11 protein-coding genes are annotated in these 19,307 nt (G+C 70.2%); 1 reads left to right on the top strand and 10 read right to left on the bottom strand.

Features of this window, described 5'->3' with window-relative positions; all coding sequences use genetic code 11:
• Positions 1-104 precede the first annotated feature (104 nt).
• From ACZ6TV_RS44395 to ACZ6TV_RS44350, 10 genes are all read right to left on the bottom strand, one after another.
• A complete protein-coding gene (locus tag ACZ6TV_RS44395; RefSeq protein ID WP_465305666.1) occupies positions 105-3,113 on the bottom strand; it encodes a hypothetical protein in 3,009 nt (1,002 codons plus the stop codon).
• A 132-nt stretch (positions 3,114-3,245) separates the two neighbouring features.
• Positions 3,246-4,442, bottom strand: coding sequence for a hypothetical protein (locus ACZ6TV_RS44390; RefSeq protein WP_465305664.1), 1,197 nt, complete (start codon positions 4,440-4,442; stop codon positions 3,246-3,248).
• 216 nt (positions 4,443-4,658) lie between these two features.
• The gene (locus ACZ6TV_RS44385; RefSeq protein WP_465305662.1) at positions 4,659-5,759 is read right to left on the bottom strand and encodes a hypothetical protein; all 1,101 of its coding nucleotides are present in this window, start codon (positions 5,757-5,759) and stop codon (positions 4,659-4,661) included.
• On the bottom strand, positions 5,756-5,968 hold the full coding sequence (locus ACZ6TV_RS44380) for a hypothetical protein (protein WP_465305660.1): 213 nt from the start codon (positions 5,966-5,968) through the stop codon (positions 5,756-5,758). Before ACZ6TV_RS44380 ends, ACZ6TV_RS44385 begins: the two co-directional genes overlap by 4 nt.
• Positions 5,969-5,974: 6 nt before the next feature.
• Entirely contained in the window at positions 5,975-7,777 is a 1,803-nt protein-coding gene (locus ACZ6TV_RS44375; RefSeq protein WP_465305659.1) for a tetratricopeptide repeat protein, read from the bottom strand.
• 11 nt (positions 7,778-7,788) lie between these two features.
• Positions 7,789-9,198, bottom strand: coding sequence for a tetratricopeptide repeat protein (locus ACZ6TV_RS44370; RefSeq protein WP_465305658.1), 1,410 nt, complete (start codon positions 9,196-9,198; stop codon positions 7,789-7,791).
• On the bottom strand, positions 9,195-11,057 hold the full coding sequence (locus tag ACZ6TV_RS44365; RefSeq protein WP_465305657.1) for an Hsp70 family protein: 1,863 nt from the start codon (positions 11,055-11,057) through the stop codon (positions 9,195-9,197). Before ACZ6TV_RS44365 ends, ACZ6TV_RS44370 begins: the two co-directional genes overlap by 4 nt.
• A 56-nt stretch (positions 11,058-11,113) precedes the next feature.
• Complete coding sequence (locus ACZ6TV_RS44360) at positions 11,114-11,548, bottom strand: hypothetical protein (protein ID WP_465305656.1); 435 nt, start codon at positions 11,546-11,548, stop codon at positions 11,114-11,116.
• A complete protein-coding gene (locus ACZ6TV_RS44355) occupies positions 11,548-13,545 on the bottom strand; it encodes a hypothetical protein (protein ID WP_465305655.1) in 1,998 nt (665 codons plus the stop codon). The genes ACZ6TV_RS44360 and ACZ6TV_RS44355 overlap by 1 nt, the downstream gene beginning before the upstream one ends.
• On the bottom strand, positions 13,542-16,103 hold the full coding sequence (locus ACZ6TV_RS44350; RefSeq protein WP_465305654.1) for a TIR domain-containing protein: 2,562 nt from the start codon (positions 16,101-16,103) through the stop codon (positions 13,542-13,544). Before ACZ6TV_RS44350 ends, ACZ6TV_RS44355 begins: the two co-directional genes overlap by 4 nt.
• A gap of 256 nt (positions 16,104-16,359) precedes the next feature.
• Between ACZ6TV_RS44350 and ACZ6TV_RS44345 the strand changes: the two genes are divergently transcribed.
• Positions 16,360-19,305, top strand: coding sequence for a TIR domain-containing protein (locus ACZ6TV_RS44345; protein WP_465305652.1), 2,946 nt, complete (start codon positions 16,360-16,362; stop codon positions 19,303-19,305).
• Positions 19,306-19,307 lie beyond the last annotated feature (2 nt).

Raw genomic sequence — 19,307 nt, 5'->3', positions numbered from 1 at the left:
AGCCGGACTCGCCACGTTGCGCAGCCTCGAACTCATGGAAGCCCTCGCCACGCTGGAGCACGAGCTGGTGTGTCGGCGGTCGCGCTGGGCCGTCGGTCAGGGCATCATTTCTGGCTGAGGCGAAGGATGTGGCCGTCCGGGTAGCCCAAGATGATGGCGCCGCGGTCGGTTACCGTCATCACATCGAAGGAGGTGTCCACCACGGGCACCCGACGGGTCGGGCCGCCGTCCCGGATGAGCGAAACCCACTCCATTCCCTGGATCGCGAGCCAACGGCCGCCACCCGCGATCTGCGGCACCTGGACGCTGAGGTATTGCGGTTCCCGCAGGGCTGTGCCCGCGGGCCGCGCCAGCTCTAGCAGCTCATGACCCTCGCAGGTCGTCACGAATACGCGGGCACCACTCACGGCCAGGCGGCGTGGGCCACCCGGCGCGTGGATGTGAGCGGTGACCGACAGTGTTGCCGGGTCGATCCGGAGCACCTCGTCCTGCGTCGCGATGCTCACGTAGCCGAAGCCATCACCTACGACGACCACGTATGGGGCGGCCGGCAGGTCAGCGACCTGTTCGACGGCTCCCGTCTGTGCGGACAGTGCCACGATTCGGTGACCCGCGGTGTCGGTCGCCAGTACCCGGTCGCCGGCGACCGCGACGCTGCCGGTACCCGCCCCGACGACCGTCGACCACACCGTCTGCCCGCTCAGCAGGTCGACCCGGCCCACCGACCCGGTCGGGGTGGAGGCGAAATACCCGACGTTGCGCTGCACGACCAGGTCGCTGATCGGCAGATTCAGCTCGGCGACCGGAGCGGTGATCGAGTCGTCGCCACCGCCCGTCCAGAGCTTGTAGATCGTCCGCGCGCCGGCGACGGCATACGTCGAGCCTGCCGCGTCAACGGTCAGGAAGGTGACCTCGTCGGGCAGCGTGACGCTCGCTGTTGTCGTATTCGCGGTGCCGAACAGGCAGGCCGACGCGACGGTGAGAATCGCACTGCCGATCCGGCCCATGAGACTGAACCGCCGCCACCACGGTTTGAAGGCCGGCGCCCGGCCCGGTGGATACACCTCGATCAGGGGTGGTGGCTTCGCCGGACCTGCGTTGAGGACCGGTGCCCGCCGCTGGGCGAGTTCAACGTACCGGCGGGACAGGAGCAGCACGTCCGACCGTGTCCCAGGCTCCGGCCCGATGGCGGCAGCACCGAAGACCTGCAGTGCCAGCTCGTACGTCAGGTCGTCGGGGGCGGAGCCGGTGAACACGATCGGGACACCTGCCGGAACGGAGACCGCGATGACGTCCGTACCGATGCGGGTGTGGTCCAGCTCCCGCCAGTCGACGCCCAGGACGTGTCCGAGGACCGCCAGGCGCCGACGCTGCTCGGGCTTGGATACCGGTGGCACGAGGAAGACGGCCCGTCCGAGCGCGCCGTGCACCCGCAGCTGCCTGATTTCCCACAGCAGCGACTCCGACCGCCCCAGCGTCACACAGATCATGCGCGAACGGCCGATCAGGTCGGCTACCCCCGCCTGCCACTCCTGCATGCTGAAGCTTCGACGGGCTGCGCCCAGCGGTGGTGGCAGCCGTTCACCGACCTGGCTGAGTGCCAGCACTGGCCCCCGCTCGGCCAGCGCCGCGGCTACGACCTCCTCAAAACGTTCGAAACGGCGGGCAGTGAAGCGCTCCAGCACCGACGCCCGGCTGAGATTGCGGGCGCGCAGGATCCGGCGGTCGTCCGCGAAGGACCGCAGCAGCAGCGCCGGCGGCCGCGGATCGCTGTCGGCCGCGGTGCGCAGCTGGCGCATGCCGATCCGGCGTACCAGCAGGACTGGCAGACGCGACAGCATGACGATCACGATTGCGATGACGATGAACGCGTATCCGAGGCGGACACCGACCCAGTCGCCGGTCTCCGGCAAGGGGGCGCCCAGTGTGGTGAGCGTGAAACCGAGTACGGCGAGGTAGCCACCGCCCGCCATCATCGACAGCGAGACGGTTGCGCCGACAAGCATCACGAAACGCATACCACCGCGGAACACGGCAGGCTGCCAACGCTTCGGCCGTAGCGCCGGGATCAGCCGCTCCGCACCGTAGGTGAGGGCCACCGCGCCGAGAACCAGAGCGATCGAACCCCACGTGCCCAACCGCCATGCCTCGGCGCAGCGGAACGCCCATGCGTATACGACGATCCGTGCCAGCACTCCCGCAGTACGGGCGGCGAGACGTCGTCGCGCCGGGCGGTCCAGCGAGACGGTGCCCATGCGATGAACGAAGGACAGCCGCGCGACCGCCCGGCGCCACGTCGCAGTGTCGAACAGAAGGGTGCTCAGCGCGATCAGCAGCGGCAGCCCGACCCCGAAGAGCATGGCGATCGAGTTCATCGCGGTGCGGCTGTCGGTGTTCCGCCACGACAGGGCCGGCAGGTCCGCTTGCACTGGCAGCCGGGCGAGCTGCCGCGCGTAGATCGCCTGGATCCACTCCCCGACGATCCGCCGCGGCACCTCGGCTCCGGCCGCGGCCTCGGTGGTGCTGCCCGCCGGGCTCAGCCCGGCGCTGTCAGTGCCTGCCGGATTCTGTGCGGCGCCGCTGGTGTCCGCCTCGGTCTGCATTGCGGAAGTGCCGACGGCAATCTGAATGAACGTCCGGCCGCGCACGGCGGTCGCGCAGGCGGCCGCGAACGTCGGCGTCACCTGTATAAAGCCCGCCACCGTCGCTGGGCCAAGATCCAGCGCTTCGGTTGGCACACACTCGGAGCGGTGGGTTTCCGCCGACCGCGCGGAACGGAACTCGATCACCTGGACGAGTGCCCCTCCGTGGCGGTTGGCCCGGCCCCAGACCCGTTGCCAGGCGTCGACGACCGTCTTCTGACGCAACTCGGCACGCAGGCGTCCGCTGCCGACGAAGAGTCCGGTGTCCGGCGGGCCGTCCTGCTCGATCAGCCACTCGCCACCTGCGGGCAGCGCCTCTACGGGCAGAATCTGGTCCCTGACATGCTCCGAGGTGTACGGCGGAACGACGAGCGCGACCGGCGGCGGAAAGGCCTGCCGGTGCCAGAAGACGGCGGCCAGCGCCGCGACGCAGTACAGGAGGGACAGCACGCGGATCACGCCGATGCGCATTGAACCCCCAAGCCGCCGGATACACCGCTCCCTGACGGACAGCTCGCGTGGGCCTATATGACAGCACGACGACCTGAGCTCACTTCTTGCCAAGCCGGCCTGTCGGTCAGGCAGTAGTGGAAAAGGCGGCCGCTATCCGAAGGGTCGCCACCATCGGTAAGAACGCTTGGGATCTGCGGCCCCCGTCAGAGTCGCCCTTGCCGCGTTGAGTTTCTTGATGGTGTTTTCGCTGAGCTTCGGGCTGGCGAGGTATGAATCCACAACCTTGAGCGCCTGGTCTCGCGTTGTGTCGCTGAACGATGCCTGGTGTTTCACGATCCACTCCGCCACTGTGTACACGGGTCTCCAATAGGACAATCTCCCCGCGGCCAGCATGAGCACGTTGAGGACCTCCACGCTGTCGTACTCGGCGGCCGCCGCGACAGCGATCGAGCGAGCCTCCCAGGTGGGGCCACCCGCGCCGAACTCGAGTAGGTCGATGCCGGCCAGGCCTTCGCGGATGAGCCGCGAGGACAACCGCACGCCGGCCTTTGCGACTTCGGAGTGGGTGTCGGACTGCAAGGCCCGGGCGCTGTCGACGATTCTATCGACGTACTGTTCGGGTAGCGTTTCCAGGACCGTGAACTCCTCGGCGGCCAGGCGCCGGAGATTCGGATCATGAAGGTGATCGTTCGCGATCGCGAGGAGTGCCTCGATGGGTGGCGCGCTCGACCTGGAATCGAGGTACCGGCGCACAGCGTACTCGGACGAGTCTTCGATTCGCTTCACCACGCGCTGCTTCAGGTGTGACTCGAATTCCTGTGCGAAGCTTTCGACGGTGTCGTACACATTGAATCCGCGTCTATCGGCGGACAGATCCGCGAAGAATGCTTCCACCAGGTCGCGCTGGGAGAGTTCCTCGCTGTCCGCCGCGTCGCGGTCAGGCAGGGTGGCCGGGTCACGGCGATAGACAAGCACCTCAGGAAGTCCGGACTTCTCGGCACTCGTCACAGCGTCCAAGTATTCCCACTCGGTACCCGAAGCGTAGCTGGACCCGTCGGGCTTGCGGTAGCTGTCGGGCAGTGGTGTTCCCATGCGGGCCGCGAATATTACGATCACGAACGTGCACTCGCTCGGCAGCGGAAGTCCCATCGCAACGGCGCTTTGCGGGTCGACCTCAGCCAGAAACGGAATGCTCTCGAACGGGCCGTCCCAGGCGACGATCTCGGTCGTTATCTTGCCCCGCAGTGCCGGATCGTAGGGCAGTTTGCTGACGATGCTGTAGGCCGCCAAGCGCTCGTTGGCCACGTCGCCGGGCGACGCGATGAAAACCTTCTCGTGTTCCCGCACGCACGGAGTTAACCATGCTGCTGCCGGGTCGGATGCGTCTGGTTCCAGATCAACGTACGGTCGAGTAGTTCGTGGCGACTTTGATCCATTGTTCCATGATCGAGTGCATGCGGGCATCCGCATCTCTGGCATCCGGCGGGTTGCGTGCTCGATCGAACCCGGCCGGCATCAATGCTCGCGGCGCCGTGGCCGGGGGTTGACGAATTTCGGCCGGAATCAGCGGGAGCGGCGCCGTATCGCGGCGATGGCGTCCGCGATCTTCTTGAGCTCCCGACCTAGGGGTGATTCGGGTGGATGTACCTCGCGCAGCCTGCCGACCTTGACATCGATCGGTGCCAGCGACGCGAGCATGTTCCGCACCTCCACTCCGTAGAGTGATCTGCCGCCGTACACGGCCATGACGCGGTTGTAGTCGGTGATCACCGCGCTGACTTCGTGGATGGCGCTTTGCCGGATGAGGTCTTCCGAGATCACCCGCAGGTGTTTCTCGATGGCTGCCGCCAGTGGCCCGTGCTCAGCGCGCAAGGTCTCGTCGTCGGCGGAAATTCTCACGAACTTTCTGGCCTCCAGCAGGAGCTTCTGCAGCGCCTCCAAGCCGGGCTGGGGTCGTCGGACGACCGCGGTGTAGTACATGCCCAGCAACGCCTGAGCTGCCAGGAGCGCACATTGGCGGCCGCGGGGGGCAATCATCCAGGCCGATCTGCAGGCCTCGCCTGCCTGGTTGTAGTTCTGCTTGTCCAGGGCCTGCCGCGCGGCGGCGAGTTCCTCCCGGGTGAGCCAGCGCAGGACGACTTCCAGTCGTGGCAGGTCGAGGTGGCGGTTGCCGCGCGCGTAGGTGACGATGTCGGCCGGCGCGTCGGGGACGCGTCCGAGATGTTCCAGTGCCCCCTGCCGATCCCCGCGCCGCAGGCTCGCCCGGGCGCGTTCGAGGTCCGCGGCCGTGATCGCCGCCCGGCACCGCGCCCGCACCGCGTCGATCCGGGCGGTCAACGCCGTGTCGCTGGTGCAGTGGCGTGCGGTCTCGGCGGCCTCCAGTCCGCGTGCCGGCTCATCGCAGGCGAGCAGGCACTCGGCCTGCAGCAGGTGCGTCGCGGCGTGCGTGCGGTTCATGCGGAGGGCCTTGTTGATCAGCGCCATCGCCGCGTGGTGCTCCGCGTCGGCCAGCTTCTGCCGCGCGTCACGCAGCAGCCGGTCGAGGTCGCTTCCGCCCGGTTCCGGCCCGTCCGGCACCGTGTCGGGCGCGGTCCACAGCATCGAGGCGTGCCGGCGTGATCGCTCGTCGGCCTCCGGTTCCGGTGCTGTGTCGAAGCCGGTCATCTGACCTTGTCGTTCTTGACGAACTCGTCGACCAGTCGCATTTCGCTCACGTGGTCGAGTCCGGCGATGGTGAGCACGGACCGGCGCAGCTCGATCGGGCGCAAGTCGCGCAGCGGGTTGTCGTCCTCGTCGATGTCGAGCGTCGGCTCGGGCAGCCGTGCGAGGCATGCCGCGGGAGTGAGCGGGACCGGTGCGGGTGGCTGCGTCATGGTCGTCTATCCCCTCGTGTCATTGAGCAGTGCGGCGCCGATGAGCGCGAGGACGGCGGCCTCGCGCTGCTCGACGGCGTGGGCCTGGGCGGCGAGCAGCGCGCTGGCCTTCGCCAGTTCGTCGGCGGCGCCGAGAGCCGCCGCGACGGAGGGGTCGGCGGTCGACAGCTGCCGGACCCGTGCCATGAGTAGCGCCGCCCGCTCGCCGACCTCCGTGACGGTTGGTTCGATGTTCCCGCCGGAGGACAGGTCCGGCCGCTGGTCGGTGTCACGCGGCTGGCCGAACTGGGCGCGGTGGCGCAGGAGCGCGTCGCGGATCTCCGCACGTACCTTCGGGTCGTCGGCGTACGAGTCGATGATGTCGAGCAGTGCCCGCGGTTCGGTGCCTGGCCGGGTGTCGTGCTGATTGAGGATCCGCACGAGCTCCGGGTCGCGCGCGCCGCGTTTGCGCGCCTCCCGCAGCGCCTCCAGGCCGTGGCGCCGGACGCGTTCGTTTCCCTGCCGGAACGACAGCAGTCCGACGACGAGGTACACGTCAGCGAATGTGTGGTCCGCCAGCCGTGCGCAGGCGAAGCGGGCAACGGCCCGCGACCGGGCAGCGGCGGCGTCACCATCTGCGGCCCGCAACGCCGCCATACCGCGCAGGAAGTGCAGGTCTCGCAGCACGCGCCGGCTGTCGGCGGCGTTGTCGGAGCCGTCCGCCGGCCGGGCGTCGAGGGCCGCGACGTCCTCGGCCAGTGCGTCGTGCGCGATGGCCAGCTGCCATTGCGCGGTCAAAGGTGCCGTGGGGTCGATCGTGCGGATCGCGTCCTCCAGGAACCGTTCGACGTCCGGCATCGTGCCGTCGAGCCACGCGGCGATGCCCAGACCGATCTTCGCCGAGGCGAGCAACTCGTCACGACGGTCCGGCGGCAGCTGATTCGCCACATCCTCGAGCCGCTCGAAGTGCGCGCGAGCGGCGGTGACGTCCTTGTCCATCAGGGCGCGTGCGCCGAGCAGCACCTGCCGGTTGCGGAGGTCGGCCGGCACCTGGTCGCGGAGGTCGCCGAGGCGTTCGACCCGCTCGAACAAGCTCGCCGCGGCGTCGATGTTGCCCTCGCGCAGTGCGCTGAGCGCGCGTTGATATTCGACGATGCTGTACAGCTTCCGGGTGGGGGCGGTCAGCCGGTGGCGCCGCGAGAGAGGCTCGAGCACCTGCTCGGCACCGTCGAAGTCACGGCGTTGCACGCGCAGCCGGACCAGCAGCTGGGCGATGTCGGCGTCGCCCGGGTCTTCGCGGTGCAGCGCGGCGAGGCGATGCTCGGCCTCGTCGAGGAACAGCGTCTGGTAGAGCGAGAAGGCGATGTAGAAGCCGGCCTCGGTGCGCAACCCGTCCGGCAGCGACGCCTCCATCCTGGTGAGCCGCGGTAGCGCGTCGTGATAGCGGCCGGCGTCGACCAGTCGTACGGCCGCCCGGTAGGCTTCCACGACGGTCGGACCCGCTGTGCCGGCATCGGCGGGCGATGCGGCAGGCCCCGCCGTCGCTGCGGGCCCGCCGAGCTCGGACCGGCGGAGGCGGAACACCAGCACGGCCGCGATGATGAGCAGGACGATCAGCGTGATCGCCACCAGCGCGGTCGCTGAGAGGCCGGCGTCGTCGCGGTCCGCGGTGATGGTCACCGTGGTGACGGTGCTCGTGCCGTTGCCCGTGATGACGACCTCGTAGGTCCCCGGCGGCAGGACGGTGCCGGCCGGCAGGGGCACCTCGATGGTGTGGCTGGCCGGCGCCGATGGATCGGGCGCCGCCTGTGCGGGCAGCGGCGCACCCATCAGGAGCGACGCTATGAGACCGGCGGTGAGCAGTCCCGCAGCGCGTCGAATCGGCGGTGCCACAGCAGCCTCCCTTCCTCGCTGAGCCGCCCTGCCTGGGCGGCGGTGTCGATCCGGGCCTTGGCCAGCCGCACGAGCGCTTCCACGTCGGCGGGCGTACCGAGCTCGCGGAGACACTCGCCGTAACGCCGTAACTGGTCGAAGGCGATGGGGTCGAGCTCGAGGGCGCGGTACAGGGCCGCTGCCTCCTCGTCCCGGTCGTCCAGGCGGCGCCATGCCTCGGCGATGTGGCAGCGCCGTTCGAAGCTGTGCGCCGGGTCGCGCCGCTCGACGAACTCGAGGTCTTCGATCAGATCGGTAAGCCGGTCCGTCGGGCAGTCGCGCAGCAGGAGCTCGATGCGCTCCTGGCGCACGTCGAGCAGGTCGGACATGATCAGCACGGCTTGGTCGAGGCGCCCGAGCGCGCCGGTGTGATCACCACGATCCGCGCAGATCGAGGCGGCGAGCCGCAGCGCGGTCACCAGTCGCCCGCGGTCCGCGTCGTCGATCCAGGTCAGTACCTCGAGCGCGCCGTCCGGGTCCGTCGTACGCAGCGCCACGGCGAGCCCGAACATGTCGGTGGCCTCCTCGATCGCGCCGCGCAGCTGACCCACCCCGACCGGGCGGGCGTCCGGCACCGGGTGCCGGTAGCGCCGGATGACATCGATGAGGTTTGTCATCTGCGGCGTGCCGCGCAGGAACGGCTCGATGCCGTCTTCCGCGGTGAGCAGCGCGCCCCGCGCTTGTGCCTCAACCCGTTCGGCGTCGTCACCCGCCAATGGTGACGGCCGGCAGCCGATCACCTGGGCGGCGAGCGTTCCGAGGGCGTACCGGTCCTGGGCGGATCGGTGCGACGGTACGCCCCGCACGGTCTCCGGCGAGACCGCGGCGAGCGTCGTCGCGTCCAGACCGAACAGGTCGTCGGGTGCCGAAAGGATGAAGGCCGGGCACGGCAGCAGGTACGGGCCGACGGCGTCGGCGTCGAACACGAGGTTGTGCAGGCCGATGCCGAGATTCAGCTGCGGGTTCCGCTGCCAGTCGGCGAGCGTGTCGCACAGCCGGCCGAGCAGCCGTAGCCGGTCGGTCCATCGTGGACACGCATCCAGCAGCTCGCCGAGGGTCCGCATCGGACCGTCGAGCGCGTAGGTGATCGCGTAGTCGGCCTCCGACCATCCCTCATCGACGATCCGGAGGGCGTGGCGGTGCGGCCGTTCGCGGAGCCGGCGCAGCGTCTCACGGAACCGGTCGTCGCAGAACCGCGGATCGACCAGGCGGACGATCCGGTCCTCGGCGCGCAGTTCTGTCGCCCGCCACAGCACGCCCCGGTCGGTCGGCCCGATCAGCGTGGTCAACGTGACCCCGCCGGGTCCCGACCTGGTCATGTCGGCCGACGCACGGCGTGGAAGGCGTCTTCGAGCGCGTCCGCGAGGTCGTCGAGGTCCTCGGTACCGGCGGTGATCGCGTCGACGAGCGACCGGTATGGCACCAGGAGCTTCGGCTGGTCGTCGGCGCCGAGCTGGCCGAGCAACGCGTACGAGCGGTCGAGGATGCGTCGGTGCACGGCCGGTGTCGTGTCCGGCGGGCGTGGGATGTCCACCGGTCGCTGCCGCACCGGCGGCTTCGGCAGCTGCATCGCGCGTTCTACCTCGTCGCCACGTTGCTTCAGCTGATCCGCGCTCATCCGCACCCGGCACTCCAGCTCGGTGCGCCAGACCTGGTTGTCGTTGAGGCACTTCACCTCGACAGCAAGCAGGCCGTTCTCGTCCAGGGTGAACTTCACAGCAAACCTGTAGTAGCCGCGTTCGCGGGGTTCGGGCAGTTCGATCGGCACCTTGCCGATGAGGGTGTTGTCGAACGCCACCCGTTCCTCGCCCTGGAAGATGAGGACGTCGACGGTCTTGTAGGCGTCGCCGTTGATGAAGTTGTCCTGCATCGCCTCGGCGGGGATGCGGCTCTCCTTGGGCAGGATCGTGACGAAGTCGGACCGGTTGGCCAGGATGCCGAGGGTATGGCTGGTCACGTCCTGCAACACCATGCCGGAGGAGGCGTCCGGCTGCGGGGCGTCGCTGGGGCCTTGGACGGGAGCGATCTCGGGCCCGGTGTAGCGTTCCGAAGGCGCGTATTCCCGCGCCACCATCCCTGCACCCCGCGCCACAACCTCGTCGGGGCTGATGTCGCTGCGGATGTCGCGCAGGTCCAGCCCGAGGTGCTCGGCCAGCAGCTGCTTCACGCAGGCGATGCGGGTCGAGCCGCCGACGAGCAGCACTTGTTCGATCTCCCCTCGTTCGACGCCGTTGCTCTCCTCGGCCGACCTGATCGCCTCGTCGAGGCATTGCAGCGACCGGTCGAGCAGTGGCCTGATGAGTGCTTCGAACTTGGTGCGGGTGACAGTCACGTTGGCGCTCACGGTCGGCGTGAGGTACGGCAGGTTGAGTGTCGCCGCGCCCGCCACGGACAGGTCCCGCTTGCGCACCTCTGCCTCACGCTTGATGCGCTGCCGCACGCCGGCGTCGTTGCGCAGGTCGACGCCGTGCCGGGTGCGGATCTCGTCGAGGGCGAAGTCGACGATCAGGTCGTCGACGTCGCCGCCGCCGAGGCGGGAGTCGCCGCCGGTACCGACGACGCTGACATTGCCGGGACTGACCTGGATGATCGACACGTCGAACGTGCCGCCGCCGAGGTCGTAGACGGCGTAGGTGTGAATGCGGTCGTCCTCGGTCTTGTCGGCGCCGAAGCACACGGCCGCGGCCGTCGGCTCGTTCAGCAGCCGCCGCACGTTCAGCTTCGCCATCCTCGCGGCGTCCTCGGTGGCCCCGCGCTGCGGTTCCTTGAAGTACGCCGGCACGGTGATCACCGCGTCGTGGATCGGCTCGCCGACGAAGTCCTCCGCCAGGCGTTTGAGCTCGATGAGGATGTACGCCGAGATCTCCTGCGGCAGGTGGTCGCGGCCGCGGAACCGTACGACCCGCGGCTCGCCCGGGTCGTCGGCGTCGCGCGGTTCCCGTTCGTAGGCGCCCATCTCGCGCTTGACCTCGATGACGGTGTTGCCGGGGTCCATCACCAGGTTGTTCTGCGCCGGGGCGCCGACCACGACCTGGCCTTCGGAGTCGAGTCCGACCACCGAAGGCACGGTGCGCGCACCGAACGGCGTCTCGATCACCTTCGTCTCCCGGCCGTCCCAGATCGACACCGCCGAGTACGTCGTGCCGAGGTCGATCCCGATGACTTTGTGAAATGGCATGGTGCACTCCCTGCCTCCGGGCTACCGCCGGGTCGTCGCGGGTTGCTTGTCGTGATTCACCGGTGACCGTCCAGCAGCGGCGTCGGGGTCAGATCGTCGCTGAAGTCGGTACGGTCCAGATCGGACAGTGGCGGGAGCGGCGTCCCGAGGAGTCGGAGGTGGTCGCTGATCGCCCGGTAGATCGCCGCCAGACGGTCCTGCGGGGCGACGAACATCGGCGCGGCCGCCGACCGGACCGCGAACAGCCGTAGGTGCGCGTGCTCCCGGTCGTACTTCGCGCGTTCCGCCGGCGCGGTCAGCGTCCGGCCGGCGGCGTTCACCCGCATCTGCCGCGCCGTCAGCTCGTCGCGGTTCGCCGCCTCCCGCCGGGCGCGCTCACGCAATGCCTTGATCATGTCGTCGCGGGCCTTGCGGATCGTCGCCGCCGACGCGTTGGGGTCGACGCCGAGCAGGCCGTAGTGCGAGTCGGCGTCCAGCTCGACCATGAACATCACGTGCTCCTCTCCGGCAGGCGGGTGCGTTCCTCGGGGGTGAAGCCGTCGCGGACCGCCCCGACGAGTTCCGCTAGGCCGTCGTACGGCATGGCCAGCGCCTCCGCGGCCGCTGCGAACGCCTCACGGCCCCGGCCCGCAGACTGCAGCAGCAGGCACCGGTGCAGCCGCACCGCCACCAGGTCGGGGACCGCGGCGACGCAGTCGTCCAGCGCGGCGAGCCGTTCGGAGACCTGGGCCGCCCCGGTCGGCGGCGGGCGGTCCCAGGCCGCCGCCACCACCACCAGGTCCGCGCTGAAGATGCCGCTGAGGGTCTCCTCGCGGTCGATCACACCTCGGTCGACGCACAACCGGGTGAGCCTCGCGAGCGGCAGGGCGAACTGGTGGCCGGCCACCGCCGCGCCCAGCGGCAGCGCAGCCGCGGAATGCAGGCCCACGACGTGCCGGCTCAGCCGTCGCAGCCGCAGCGCCCGGTCCAGCGTCTCCTCGAGCAGCGCGTCGGCCTCGGACAGTTCCGTGTCGTGGTGCCGGTCGGGATCGCGCGCCGTGCGCAGCGCCGTGTCGATGCGCGCCTTCGCGAGGTCGCAGAACACCGCCGCACCGGCCCAGCCGCGCGGGCGCAGCACCCGGTCGACGTGGCGGCGCAGCCGGTAGTGGGCCTCGGCAAGCTGCTCGGGGCGCGCGTCGCGGGCGACGCCGAGCAGGTGCACGGGGGAGCGGAACCGCAGTCGCCGGTTGAGGTAGTAGAGATCCCACTCCCGCAGCCATACGTCGAGGGCGTCGCGGTCGGCGACCCAGGCGGCGAGTTGTTCGTGGTCGTTGCCCGGATGACTCGCCGCGGCCTGCTGGCTCAGCGCGAGGTGCAGTGCGATCCGGTCGTCGACGTGCGCGGAGAGGTCGCCGAGGCCCGCGCCGGTCAGGTACATGGTCTCCGCGAGGTGCTCCCAGGCCGGGCCGTACTCCGCCGTTGCCTTGGTACGCGCGGCGTGCAGCGCCAGGTTCAGCGCGACCGGCACCTGATGCGGGTCGATCGCGTGCATCTCGTGCCACAGCAGGCGGGCCAGGTCCAGCCGCCCGTCCGTCCAGGCCCGCAGGGCGTACACGTCGAGGATCGCGATCCGCAGCTCCGGGTCCGGCACCGCGCGCGCGAGCCGGATCGCCGTGAGCAGCGGCGGCGGCTCCCGCAGGAACCTCGCGTAGTAGAGCCACCAGGCGAGCGGCGCCGGCAACGTCCCCCGCCGGACCGCCGCCACCGTCGCGTCGAGCCGGCGCGCCGGGTCGTCGACCGTCGCCAGGTCGAGCGCCGCGTCGAGCATCGCGGCCGCGGGGTGGTCGGCGGCCACGCCCGCCGTGGCCAGCAGTTGCCGAACGCCGGCGACCGGCTCACCGCTGGCGAGCAGGAGTGTGCACGCGGTCACGTGCCCGGCGGGACCGTCGTCGGCGGCTGCCCGCAGATGGGCGTCCACGTGCCGCCTGCTGAGCGGGGACCGTGCCAGCCGGTCCAACAGCCCCGGCCGCCACGTGTCCATCGTGGACCCGACGGCCTCCTTGATCGGTGCCTTCGCGGCATTGCCGGGGTCTTCCAGTGCGGCCAGCACGGCCGTACGCGCAGCGTCGTCGTCGGTGGCGAGCGCGACGAGCAGCCGCCGGCCCTGCTCGTACGCCGCCTGGTCGAGGTCGAGCAGCGCGAGGGCGAGGAGCAGGTGGGCCCGGCGGCTGCCCGGGGCGAGCCGGATCGCCTGACGGTAGGCCGGCACCGCGGCGCGCTGCCGGCCGTCGTGGTGCAGCAGCCGTCCCAGGTGCAGGTGCAGTTTGGGCTGCCACGGATCGTGGCGGATGGCGCGTCGCAACCGGATGACGGCCTCGTCCGGCGGCGTGCCCGGCGCGATCGCGACCCGGAACTCCGCCTCCGCCAGGACGAGGCGGTGCTCCGGCGACGGCGGCAACTGCTCCAGGGCGTCGATCGCGCTGAGCAGCGCCGCCCGGTCGCGCATCATGCGGAGTCCTCGTACAGGTCGACCCTGTCCGGCCGGATCACCGTCACCATCCGGCCGTCGTCGGACACGTTCGCCGAGACCGCCTCCGGCCAGGCATGGACCTCGGTGCCGTCCCGGCGGTAGGCGCAGCCACCCCCGGCCCGCGACACGGTGAGACGGTCCCCGCCGGGCGTGACGGACAGCACCCGATCCCCGGGCGGGAGCGTGAACGACGCCAGCCGGCGTTCGCTCTCGTCGATCCGCCACGCCTGGACCGTGGCGTTGCCGGAGACGACCATGAGCAGACAGCGCCCCGGCTCGGCGAGCGGGCGCAGGGCGAACGCACCGGGAGACGGCACCGGATCTGTGCGGCTGCCGTCGAGCCGCACGCCGCAGAGCATCTCCTCGCCGAGCACGATCAGCCGGTTGCCTGCGTACGCGATGTCCCGCACCGTCCCGACGGGAGCCAGCACGTCGACCCGCCGGTCGCCCGAGTAGCCGGTGAGACCGCCGGACTGGTCTGCGACGGTGAACCGGTCCGCGCGGTCGCTCACCGCGATCCGGTGCACCCCGCGGTCGACGGCCAGCAGTCGATGCACCGTGCCGTCGTCCGCAACCCGGCACAGCGCGCGGTTCCAGGAGCCGACGAGCAGACCGTCGTCGGTGTAGACCAGGTCACCGACCGCCCCGTCGAGCCGGGTGCGCGCGGTGAGGGCACCATCGGTGAAGCACCGGACCGCGCCGTCCCACCCGCCGACGGCGAACCGGCCGCGGGTGCCCGGCACGGTGCGCCGCAGCGGCACCGGAGCGTCGTCACGCCAGCCGAGCTCGCCACCGCGGACCACGGCCAGGGTCCGGGTGCCGCGTTCCCAGACGAGCACGGCGTCGCCGCCGAGCGGCCACGCCGCCCGCGCGGCGATCGGGGTGCTGTCCCGCAGCCGCAGCTGCGAGCCGCCGGTGACGTCGGGCAGATGACGACGAACGACGGCGGCGAGCGACTCGCCGTCGGGGACGTCACGCAGCACCCGGCTGGCGTCCTGGGCGGTGCCGCAGCCAGCGAGCAGCGCCAGCCACCGCTCGGCCTCCGGGTCGGCCGGACGATGCTCGTGCGTGCCGGTCAGCAGGTAGGCGAGCACGGCGCGCAACGCGAAGAGGTCTGTGGACGGCGTGAGCGGCCGTCCGGCCCGCTGCTCGGGGCTGGAGAAGTGATACGAGTCGACCCTGCCGTCGGCGTTCTGTGACAACGCGGCCGTGCGCGACGATGCCACCTGGTGCCCGATGCACAGCACCCCGACCGTGCCGAACCGGCTGACGAACACGCTCGCCGGCTTGATGTCGCCGTGCACCACCGGCGGATCGGTGCCGTGGAAGCCGATGAGCGCCGTCGCGATGCCGAGCGCCAACTCGACCGCCGCCCTCGGCGGCAGCGGCCCGTTACGGTCGAGCAACTCCTGCGCGTCGATCCCGTCCAGCACGGGCAACACGAGGTACAGACACAACCACTCGCCGTCCACGACGATCCGCCCGGCGTCCTTCGGCGAGATGATGTTGGACCCGCTCAGCCGCCGGAACCGGGCCGCTTCCTCGAAGAAGCGCTCCTCGGCGCTCTCCGACAGCGCCACCAGGTTGACCGAGACCGGCTCCCGCCGCTCGCTGTCATAGCCGGGGTGGATCGGCCCGAGACTGTTGACGCCGAGGCGCGGCTCGCGCAGCCGGTAGCCGGTGCCAGGGATGCGGCGTTCAGAGAGGCTCGCGCCGACCGGAAGACTGTCCCAGACCGTCTCCAGGGTCCGGGAGTGTCGCAGGTCAGGAAACATCCAGTTGGCGAGCACCCGCAGCGCGTTCACCGCCGGGGCGGCGATGTCGTGGGTCAGCAACGGATCGTCGACCTCGGCCTGCCGGCAGAACCGGTGCAGCAGCGCCAGCGGCGCGCTCGCGTCCGCCGGTGTGTTTCCGGACCGCACCACCCCGTCGATGAGCCGGTCGAGGTCGATGTCGGCCGACAGCGGACCGACGTACTGGGTGTGCAGTAGCTTGGCCAGTCCGACCGTTGCCCGGCGCACGTGGAAGAGTGTCAGCAACGGGTCGTCGAGATGCGTGAACGCGTCGGTTGCGGCCTTCCTGAACTCGGCAGGGTCGACCGGTGGCAGGGTGGCCGCCGCTCTGCTCTCGCTGAGCTGGCGCACCAGCTTCTGGTATTCGACGTCGTAGCGGGCCGGATCGCTGAAATCGAGGCGGGACAGCGGATCGACGTACCCGGGAAGCTTGAGCGTCACCTGTTCGATCAGGACCGGGATGGTGCTGGCGGACCGGCTGGTGGGGTCGCGGTAGACGCTCTGGGCCAGCTCATGGATGGTCCAGTTGTGGGTGATGTAGTTGTCGCTCAGGCACGCGATCAGATGCCTGGCGTCGTCCATGGCGTCGGCGACCAGCATCGGCACGGAGATCCCGGCCCGCGCGTCCCGCCGGTCGAACCACACCTTGAACCCGTCGCGCTCCAGCGCCGTGACGAGCCGCTCCTCGACGAGGGCGCGGTCGTCGCTGGCGTAGCTGATGAACGCGTCATAGGGCTGGCCCATGGAGTCCTCCAACTCCGCCGGGCACCCGAGACAGTGCCCGATCCGGTCCCCGTCCCTGACGGACAGCGTGTCCGTGCGCCAGCGCGCCGCTCGGCAGTTCGAACGTGGCGCCGACAGGTCTGACCGTGTGTCCGTCAGGACTTTGACCGCAGGGCGGCGTCGGCTTCCGTCCGCGGCATGCTGACATCGACGTCCTTGACCATGTGGTCGCGGCTCTGCCAGGCTCGTCATATCCACGTCAGGGGCAGGCAGTTCGATGAGGACGTTCATCTCGTACGCGCACGCCGCGGAGGGCACGCCCGCGGCGGAATTCGTCACGTGGCTCTATGAACGGCTCAGACAACCTGACTCGCCGCTACGGCCACTGCGCGACCAGCAGGACATGATCCTCGGTGACTGGCGTCGTCAGATCGACCGGCTCATCCCGATGTGCGAGGTCATGCTCGTGGTCTGGACACCCGAATGGGACGCCCGGTCGGAGTGCCAGAACGAGTTCCACCAGGCGGAGAACACCGAGCCGATGACCATCGTGCCGGTGATGTTCACCGAGCCGGTGCCGCACCATCCGCGGCTCAGCAGGTACACCCCGGTCCACTTCGCCAAGGACCGGGAAGGGGCGGCACAGGAGCTGTTCCGGAAGGTGGTGCCGACGGGCGACCCGGTCAACCGCGTGCTGCATCTCGGCAAGGTGCTGGACGCGCTGCGGGTCCGCGCCAGCCGACCCGGGTTCACCGAGCACGACAGGCTGGCCGAAGTGGAGGGTGAGCTGCGCGAGGTGCAGGGGCGCGCCGGTCGGCCCGGCACCGGATCGGCGCCTCAGCGAACGGTGCCGCCCGCCTTGCACGGCGAGCGGCCGTTCCTCAACCGCAATGACGAGCGGCGCGACCTGCTGGCGTCGTTGCGACGTCCCGCCGGCGAGCTGGTGGTGGTCTGCGGGGCGCAGGGTCTCGGCAAGACCCGCATGGTGAACGACGTGCTGCGTGAACTGGAGCGTGGCACCCCAGATCTGCGCCCCTGGTTGCAGCAGGTCGGGTCCAGGCACGCGTTCGTCGCCGGTGACCTGGTGGCGGCGCTGAACGACCTGCTCGCCGGCGCCGGTGGCGAGGCCCCGGACTACCGTCCCAAGGACCCCGTCGTCGTCAAACTCAAGGCGCTGCTGGAACTTCCGGGCACCCGGCCGGCCCTGATCGTCCTCGACTCCGCCGAGCAGCTGCTGGACGGCGGAAACCAGCAGCTCCTGGACGGCGACCTCGACAACGCGCTTGAGCTGCTCTACGGCCAGGACGCCGCGGCGCACCGGGTCACCGTCGTGCTCGTCACCAGGATGCTGCCGGCCTCTCCGGGAAAGAGCTGGCCGTCGAACCTCACCGTGGTTCCGGTCCGCGGCGGACTGGCCATCGGCGACTTCACAACATTCCTGCGCCGGCTCGACGCCGACGGTGTGTGGTTCCGCGGGGACCGGGTCGCCGCCCTGCACCACGGCGCACGCGGCCTGCCACGGGTGGCCGAACTGGCGTACGGGCTGCTGCAGCACGACACCGAGATCTATACCTCGGTCGACGAGGTGCTGGAGGTCATCGACGGCCGATCGGCCACGGAGATGCCGCCGCTGCTGCTGGGCGAGCTGGTTGGCCGGCTCGGCCCCGATCGGGTCAAGGTGGCGGCGGCGGTCGCCGCATACGGCCGCCCCGCCTCCGTGGCCGACGTCCTGGCGTTGCTCGACCTGGACCCGGCGAGATCGAACAGCGTGACGGCCACACTGCGGCAACTCGTGGCGCTGAAGGTGATCTCGCAGGTGTCCGACGACGAGTTGTACCTCGTGCAACCGCCGGACAGCGAACGGATCCTGGACCAGCTCGTTGACGGGCAGGAGCCGGATCGGTGGGACCTGCTGTCGCGCGCCGCCGAGCACGTCGGCAGGCAGAGCCCTGAGCCGGTGACCGGCATCCATGATCTTGATCTCCGGCGGCAGCAGATCGAGCTGTTGCTGCAGGCCGGGCAGCACGTACAGGCGTTTCATCTCGTCAACGACCTCGACCGGCGGTTCCTGTACCCCTGGGGGTTCTTCTCGCTGCTCGCCAGTCAGCGCGAGGTGCTGCGGGACAACTTGATCAGACCGTTGCATCAGCTCGTCAACCTCAACGCGCTCGGCCGTTCCTATGCTGCGCGGCATCGGTACCGTGAGGCGGTTGACAGTTTCCGCGCCGCGTTGGAGCTGTCAAGACGTCGTAAGAATCGTCAACGGACGAAGCGGCTCACGGTCAACCTCGCCAGCGCACACTTCGAATCCGGCAACACCGTGGAGGCCAGCCGGCAGTATGATGAGGCGTTGACCTTGGCACGACGGCTGGCGGCACGTTCGGAGACTGTTCCGCCGCTGCAAGGGCTTGCTGCCTGCGCCAGGCGGCATGGGCGCTTCCAGGACAGCCTTCGCGACCTGGACGAGGCGATCGACATCGCCCGCGCCGAAGCGGAGCCGGACCGGCTGGCGGAGCTGCTGCTCAGCGTCGGCAGGATCCGGCTCGACCTGGGCGACAGAACCCGGGCCGAGGAGTGCTTCGCCGCCGCGGCCGAGTACATCGGCCGGGCGTCCCACCGCAGGTTGCTGAGGTGCCAGCACCTGGACGCTATTGCGGACATGTGGCTGGGCGCCGGCCAGCCCGGCATCGCGATCACCCACGCCGCCGACGCCGTCGAACTCGCGCTGGACCTCGGCAACTCCGCCGTCCTGCAACAGGCCCGCACCACTCTGGCCGCCGCGCATCTGGCCGGTGGAGGGACGGCCGTCGGCAGCGGAGTGAGGGCCGCACGCCAGGAGATCAGACTTGCGGAAAACTACCGGTTGCCTCGTCGGTCGCTGGTCACGCTGGTGTACGGCGGCCTGATCGACATGCGCGTCACCCCGCGGCTCGGCGGCGTGACGTACTTCCGGCGGCTGCGGTCCGAGGCGGCCGAGCGGCAGCGGATCGACCGGGACGACTTCGGCGCCTGGAACATGCAAGGCCTGGCCATCTGTGGCCTGCACGCGTGCACGGGATCGTCGCTCGAGACCGCGGAGGCCGCCTTCGGACGAGCGCGCGAGCTGACGTCCGGCGCACCCGGCGTCCTCGCGCGGCTGCACGGCCTGCTGGAAATGCTCGTGGCCGCGGCATCCGAGCCGGACGAGCTCAGGCGCCTTGTCGCGGCGGTCCGGTCCGGCTGACA

This window comes from Dactylosporangium sp. NPDC051087, assembly GCF_055586325.1.
Note: the sequence above shows the minus strand (reverse complement) of the source record. Positions and strands in the feature narration are given on the sequence as shown.